The 7,277-nt window shown below is 39.9% G+C and carries 5 protein-coding genes; 3 read left to right on the forward strand and 2 right to left on the reverse strand.

What is annotated here, in order from left to right; genetic code table 11:
* Nucleotides 1-217: 217 nt before the first annotated feature.
* Nucleotides 218-1,399 carry an IS481 family transposase gene (locus CH373_RS17900; RefSeq protein WP_100715465.1) on the reverse strand — a complete coding sequence of 394 codons (1,182 nt, stop codon included), beginning with the start codon at nt 1,397-1,399 and terminating at the stop codon, nt 218-220.
* An 851-nt stretch (nt 1,400-2,250) separates the two neighbouring features.
* Between CH373_RS17900 and CH373_RS17910 the strand changes: the two genes are divergently transcribed.
* The 3 genes from CH373_RS17910 (at nt 2,251) to CH373_RS17920 (ending at nt 6,726) form a co-directional block, all read left to right on the forward strand.
* Nucleotides 2,251-3,528, forward strand: coding sequence for a sensor histidine kinase (locus tag CH373_RS17910; RefSeq protein WP_125170052.1), 1,278 nt, complete (start codon nt 2,251-2,253; stop codon nt 3,526-3,528).
* A gap of 2 nt (nt 3,529-3,530) precedes the next feature.
* Entirely contained in the window at nt 3,531-5,756 is a 2,226-nt protein-coding gene (locus CH373_RS17915) for a DUF1577 domain-containing protein (RefSeq protein ID WP_100715468.1), read from the forward strand.
* Between the two features lie 310 nt (nt 5,757-6,066).
* Nucleotides 6,067-6,726, forward strand: coding sequence for an ankyrin repeat domain-containing protein (locus tag CH373_RS17920; protein WP_100715469.1), 660 nt, complete (start codon nt 6,067-6,069; stop codon nt 6,724-6,726).
* Between the two features lie 9 nt (nt 6,727-6,735).
* Here the strand turns inward: CH373_RS17920 and CH373_RS17925 are convergent, their stop codons facing one another.
* Nucleotides 6,736-7,017 (reverse strand): hypothetical protein, encoded by a 282-nt coding sequence (locus CH373_RS17925; protein ID WP_100715470.1) that lies wholly within the window; start codon nt 7,015-7,017, stop codon nt 6,736-6,738.
* Between the last annotated feature and the right edge of the window lie 260 nt (nt 7,018-7,277).

A 7,277-nucleotide genomic window follows, 5' to 3' on the forward strand; every position in this document is an offset into this window, starting at 1 on the left:
AGATACACCTGGACTAATCGTTCTAAGATTTGGAGTAGATTTTTACGTGATTCCTAAAAACAGTTTAGAGTAGATTCTTTTGTGATGCAATATGGCACTTCCGATAATACATATTATGTCGCATGCGAAAATGGAATAGTTTGATAGTACTCATGCTTAGTTTACACTCTTAACTCAATACATCCTTTACAGAAAGGACTTAAATGAATCATGAATCTTATGTTAATTGAATTGGCACAGGATTCTTATATTGCAACACTTTTCCTGTATACATATCGATCATTCCGATTGCCGCTTGATAAAAAAGAATTCTTGCATGTCGATCTGAGATGTCCTCGAGTCCAACCGATTCATTAGTGAGCGCAGGTGAAAGAAAGATACGACGCCCAGCACAATAAATACTCCCCAAATCATTTACCTGACAACGCATTACATTTGTTGGATAGTATGCTTCTGGAAGAACTTCAGGATACTCTCTCTTTGATGGTCTGTAGTATGTAGCCGGGAATTCGTTTTTTAATCCTTCATGCGGTCGATAATTATTATATTCGTATTGAAAGTAATCGAATGCTCTTTGTTGCTCTTCTAAGGACGAGCGCGGTGGTAAAGCTGTCTCTTGCTTCAAAGTTCGGTGCATTCTTTCGTGGCGACCATTTTGTTGCGGTTTTCCGGGTTCGATGCGCTCTAATTTAATTCCCAATTTTAACCACCAAACTGCTAATTGAGTCAATCCGGCTAAGCCAACGGAAGAAAACGGAGGTCCATTATCTGTGCGAATCGCTTCTGGCAATCCATATTCCATAAAAAGCCTTGTAAAGGCTTCTAAAACGGTTTTGGAATCGGCTTTAGGTACGATTTCGCAGCCTAAAAGGAAACGGCTATAGGAATCCGTAATCGTTAAAGGTGTGCACTTATCTCCGTTTCCAACGGTGAAGTGTCCTTTAAAGTCGGCACACCAAACATCGTTGGGACCTAATACATGAGAGAAATGATAAATAGGGAGTGGATTCTTTTTTCTCGCTTTGACTTTACTAATTAAACCTTTGCGTTTTAAAATTCTTCCTACCGTACTAATGCAGGGCCAATCTTTAATTTTAGGATATTTTCCTTTTAAGGAAGCTAAGAGTTTGCGAGCTCCCCAGTGAGGATGTTCTTTCCGAGCATTAACTATTATTTCTACGATCTTTTGTCGAACTGCCTTTGGGTGAGGTCCAGGTTTTCTCGGTTTATCTTTCAACCCGTCAATACCGAACTCTGCATATTGTTTCAGATACTTATAGCCGGTTACTCGGCTGATTCCGAACTCTTGGCAAAGGTCCGTCATCGTCCATCCACCCTGCTTCCAGGCCACGACAAATTCCATTCTTTCTTGGTACACACAAGTCTCCTTCCAAGGCATCTGGGGTCCTCCAAATGGCTTGTATTATAAGAGACATAATTTATTGACAGATCTGTAAATTAAGGTATGAGTCTACTTTGTAAGCGATCTTCTGGATATGTACCAAATTTGATAAAGGCATCCGAACGAACGGGACTTTGCGAATAGAACCTCTCTCTTGTTCCCCGTGTTCTTCCGATTAGTGAAGTCCGCTCTTTTAGATTTTTGTCCAAATCAACGATCAATTTATAAATAGTACCTTTTGTTCTTTTTCCCTATCGATCCGACCGCGCTTTCCAATGTTTGCTCGTATCATAACCTCAAATTCATCCATTCCAGAGGAAAGACGCAAAGCCGAGCCGAGCGGCCTGCAATTTCGAGTCTTCCCAAAAACGAGCTCGAAAGACTGATGAAAATCATACGTTAGGGTGTCCTCATCGCATTGCAATGTCAGAAATTGTTGTTTCTGAGGCAAAAGAATAGAGAAAAAAATTCGTTATTTTCGCAAACGTTCGAAGTACTTGTTTAGTATATTATGTTCTCATAATTATCAATTTTATTAAACTTCGTTCCTTGAGTGCCAGATCTATGTCATAAATGCGGAAAAATACGATATTTTAATATTCGAATATGGCTATAGCCATCAATGAGACGAGTAACGTTTTCGTTTTATAACATTACAAATATATGATAAAAGTCAGAAAATTATTTATAACACAATTTTAACATTTTGTTGTAGAATGATTTCATAAAGTAGTAAATGGATAGTCAATTGTCCGTAAGTTTGGCAATAGGATATCGAACTAATTCTTCGGTTTAGGTAAACTTATCGTTTTTGCCTATAGAAGCTGTTCGATTAGGTGAAAGATGAGATGCAGCTAGAGACACAGAATGAAAGAGAAACTTCGTTAAGAATATTGCATGTTACATCCGATCAGGATTTGCACTCAAGGATAGTAAAGAATGTCGAGATGCGCTGTTATGACATGCGCGCCGCCGGCAACTTTCCTGATGTTTTGGATGGATGTTTCGTTTTTTTGCCCAATGTGATCATATTGGATCTCGATTCCCAAGAGCTGGGAGCAGACCATTTGATCGGGATTTTAAGAAAACTTTGCCCTGCAAGTTTAATATTATGTTACTCTGGTGCCGTCTCGCCTAAATATAAAGCGAATCATGCTTTGGATGGCCCATGGGCTAGCATTGATAAGTCCGAGCTTGAAACGCTTCTGCCGCAGCAAGTAAGAAAAGCTGAAGAATTTCTTCGCGGACATTCCCATAGTCGCGCCCTTGAATACCAGCAGGAAGAAAATATATTACTCGAATACGAATGGCTTTTGAAGAAGGAATCTCATCGCAAAGCGGATCAATCTGTATTGGGTAGGAATATTCTTGATAAGCTAACAAGCAGTATGTTTCAAGGCTTGGGCATCGGATCCTTGATTACTCGATTGGAATTAGCAGAGATTTTCATGGAGAAACAAGGAGAGAATTATCGGGTTTCTCATGCTTTGATAGATGGTATATTAAAAAATAAGAATATACTAAGGGAAAGGCTCGAGAGGCTTGATACCTTTAAGTCTTTGTTTAACTGGAAGATCTCGTTAGAAAAAGTGGAATCCGAAAGATTTGAAGCCACTTTGATGGATTGCATTCGGCATTCGGAAGAAGTGGCTAAGATTAAGAATCAAACCATTGTTCAAAAGGTAAAGCTTCCCGCACTTTGCATTTCTTCAAACATCGATTTCCTCAGATTTGCAGTGAATGAGTTGATGGTCAATGCAGTGAAGTTTTCTCCGAATTACAGCCGGATTCAGATCGATGCCTTTCGGTCGAAAAGAAGCCTTTGTGTACAAGTTACCAACGAAATATTATTCATTGAAGGAGGGATTTCTGGAATTCCAGAAGAGTATATTTTTAAGGTTTTTGAACCGTTTATTATGCTGAACAGCATTTTTGATGAACGTTTTCTCGGTATTGAATTTGGACTGGGAATCGGACTCAATTTAATTCAGAATCTCGCAAAGCAAATCGACTGTAAGGTTTCAATTGGTGAAATCTTGGACTGGGTCGACTCGGTACCGAGACGCAAAGTTAGCGCAGAATTAAAGTTCCCCTTAATCGAAAAAAATTCCACCGGAGGAAGATAAAAATGGGAAGATCCCAGTATAGAATTCCTGTGCCCGCAGGTAGTGTGAGTGTTTCTGATTTTATTTCTTCTAGAGCGATGATTCGTCCGGATCAGACTGTGATCCCATCGAAGGTTCACTCTATTTTTGAATCGTATCAAGATTTGCTGAGGCAGGCAAATTATGAGGAAGCGGTAATTCGAGTCTTTCCTATAGAGATGGATAAGACACTTGAGTTGGTCAAGGTTACAGGAAAACCTTTACTCATTCCGGATACAGAAAAGCAGGAGAATTTTTTGCAAAATGACTCGAATCTCGTGAACTTTGCGAAAGAAGCTGTCTGGGAAATCAAAGAGGCGATGTCTTATTACAAAGCCAATGAAATTAAATCAGAGTTGATTGTACCAATATTTCACTTCAATCAACGTCGAGAAAGAATTCTGTTAGGATCAATCCGTGTTTCCAGCAAATCTAAGTCCTACGGAATGATAGATTGCTCTGAATTGACCGCTTTTGCGAATAAGATTTCGGATGCACTTCAAAAGCAAAACGAACCAGTTTCTAAAAATATAATGAAGGTTCAGGATATGAGTCCCAAGGGATTACGCCTGAGAATCTACAATGAATCTATTTTAGAAAATCTAACTACGAATCACGAGTATCTATTTTTCGTTCACTTTCTAAAGGAGCCACCCTTTTCTGTGAAAGGATCTCTCCGCTGGTGGTCCAAAAGTACGGAAGGTTGCTTAGAAATCGGTTTGGAAATTGTTACCATTTTCGGTCCAGAAAATGAAAGAGTAAGATTTGAAAAGGCTGTGGAATTGCTCAGGGATGCATTCGTGAATATGCAAGCCGAAATTAGTGGTAGAAGTTTGGACCAACTAAGTCCTGAAAGGTCGGAACGTTTGAACCCAGACCTGGCCCAAAAAGCAAGGATTCTACATATAGATTCAGATGAAGAATCTTTGCAAAAGGTTAGAAGTCTCTTTGAAAAAGAAGGAGTTTCCATAGAATCGGTCAACTCCCCTACTCTGGCTCTTGAATATTGTCTGCTTTCTCCGCCTAGCGTGATCATCACCGAAACGGATTTTCCGGATCTGGATACTATGTTTTTCCTAAAGGCTCTTCGAAGAATATCCAGTGCTAGTGTTTTCGTAATTTATTCGGCAAGAGGAAGGTTCTCCCAGTTTAGAAATTCTTTTAGTTGGGTTTGGGCATTTTTAGAAAAGCCTACAGAGGAGCCGTTGCTGGTAAGTTGTTGTATGGAAGCATCTAAATATAGAGCGAAGAATGCGACTTTTTTGAGAACTCATACTACGGAAGAGGAAATCGTTTCGGAGATTGAATGGCTGCTTTGGAAAGAATACCATAGGAACACGGATCAGCTTTCGTTAGGAAAAACTATCTTTGAGAATATTACGCACAGTAGTTCTCAAGGACTCGGTGTTGGCTCCATGTTAATTCAGCTCGATCTGGCTGAGTGCTTTATCAAGCGGGAAAGAGACGCTTGTTTAATACCAGTGGATGTCATGAATTCTATCATGGAAAACAAAAACGTACTGAGAACCTGGACAGACAAGATGGAAAATGTTCGCTCCCTGTTCGACTTAAAGCTGGAAAGGGAGCCCATTCACACAAATGAAATTCGAAGGATCGTAAATAAGACGATTTCCGAATTAGGCGAACTGACCAAAGTTAAGAATGCGAAAGTTACGTTTGTGGATAAGGACCTAGACAAAGAACTTACATCCCATGTTGAATTTGCAAAATTCTCGATCAAAGAGCTTTTAGTTAATGCGCTAAAGTTCTCTCCGGTCGACTCCAGCATTCATCTGTTTTTCTCAGCGACTGAGGACAGTTTGTATTTGGATGTAATGAATCATATAGATGTTTTGCCGAACGGAATTTCTGGAATTCCGGAAGAATATAAATCTAGAATCTTTGAACCATTCTTTAAATTAACCCACAATTATGATGAAAGATTTCATAGCGTTGATTTCGGGTTGGGAATTGGTTTGAGTGTGGTTCAAAATCTTTCAGAGCAAGTCGGCTGCACGGTTACTGTCGGTGAAATCACGGATCATACTTCTGAGAATTTGAAAAAAAAGATTTCGGCTAGGATTCAATTCCCAATCTATCAGCCAGCTGCAGAGCTTGAAACTATCGTAAGCAAGCCTACAAATCTCGCAAATGCGTTACTTAGGATATATACAGGTTCGGCGTATTCGGGTAAAAACCAGGCGGAGTAAAAAAGTGCGTTTACTTAGGTTAAGATTTTCTAATTCACCGTATTTCGAAGTGTGCTTGGATATATGCAAGAATTCTTGATAAAAATGAATGCCCAAAGCTAACGCGAGATCTCTGCAAAAAGGAGATCCTGAAAGGCGGAATATCAAGGAATGTTAAAGGAAATTTAAGAAGAGTCAATCCCTAAGAATCTCAATTCAAGTTTTCTTTCCCGGTTCAAGTACGGATACTTTTGTAAAAAGATCTCTACTTGGATGGGTTTCTTTGCAATTTGGATTGACCTGACACCAAAATTAGGATAACAATCGCGCGATGTGCAGAACAGTAAGAATTTTATTCCTCATCACCTCCTTGTTCTCCATCTTATTATGTGCCTCTGATTCGGAGATAAAACACGAGGTAAAAAAGTCGAACGGCCAGAACGGCCAGGATAAGGATTTGCTGAGCAAAAAGGAGATGTTTCATTTAGTTAAAATACACAATATTCCTCAGTTGAAGAAGCTAGTCGATGCCGGCGCCAGCGTGAATCTTCAGGATAATCACGGTGAAATTAGCAAGCCCAACGAGGGTGAGACTTTGCTCATGGTCGCGGTCACTTCCAAAAACGTACCAGTGGTTAAATTTCTAATCGAAAACGGGGCAAGCGTTTCCGCCTCTTCCACCAAAAACGAGAAAACGGCATTACATATCGCTGCGGAGTCCGGCAATATCGAGATGGGGAAATTGTTACTCGATAACAAGGCCTGGTACAAATCAAAATCTTCTTTGGTTAACTCCCGAATGAAAGACGGAACTACTCCTTTACTATTGGCGATCAAAAAAGGAAAATCTGAGTTCGTGCACTTTCTAATCGAAGAAGGCGTAGATGTGAATGAAAAAACATCGGATGGCAAGTCGCCTTTGCATATCGCCAAAGCGGCTCACCAAGCCAAGATCGTAAAACTTTTGACTAGCGCTGGAGGGACTGAGTAAAAATTCTACTTAGTATCCTTGCCACAGAGAAATAGATACGATCATTTTTCCGTTATCTGATTTGTTCAGGCACTCGCATTTGATTTTTGCGGACTGGCTATAATAACCTTGTCCCAAGGAAAATCCTGGTGCCGGTTTACAGCTCTTGTACAATCCTTCGTTCACCAATCGATTGCAAGCTTCTTGTATAGCTGCTTCCACATCCGCGCCTTGCGATTGAACTTTTCCAGGGATGGCGAGGAAAACTGTTACTGTGATCACAGATAGAGATAGAATCAAAACTTTTTTCATAAATCCGTTCCAAAAGACAGGTAGGAAGAATCCACTCTTAAAGAAAAAATTTCAAATCAAAAATAATTTCTTTCACGAAAAAGCTGAGGCAAGCTTCTCCCTGCGATTTAAGATTTTCCACGTAAGAGTTTGGTTCGCGTTCTTAGGAAAAAGTTTATTTGTGATTAGGAAGGAAAGTTAGCGAGGTTCTTGAAAACGTATAGAGTAGCGTGACCTTTGTACCCATTTTGGTACACCATCCGGTGTGTTTCCTTTCGGTA

Source organism: Leptospira perolatii, assembly GCF_002811875.1.
Taxonomy (GTDB): Bacteria; Spirochaetota; Leptospiria; order Leptospirales; family Leptospiraceae; genus Leptospira_B; species Leptospira_B perolatii.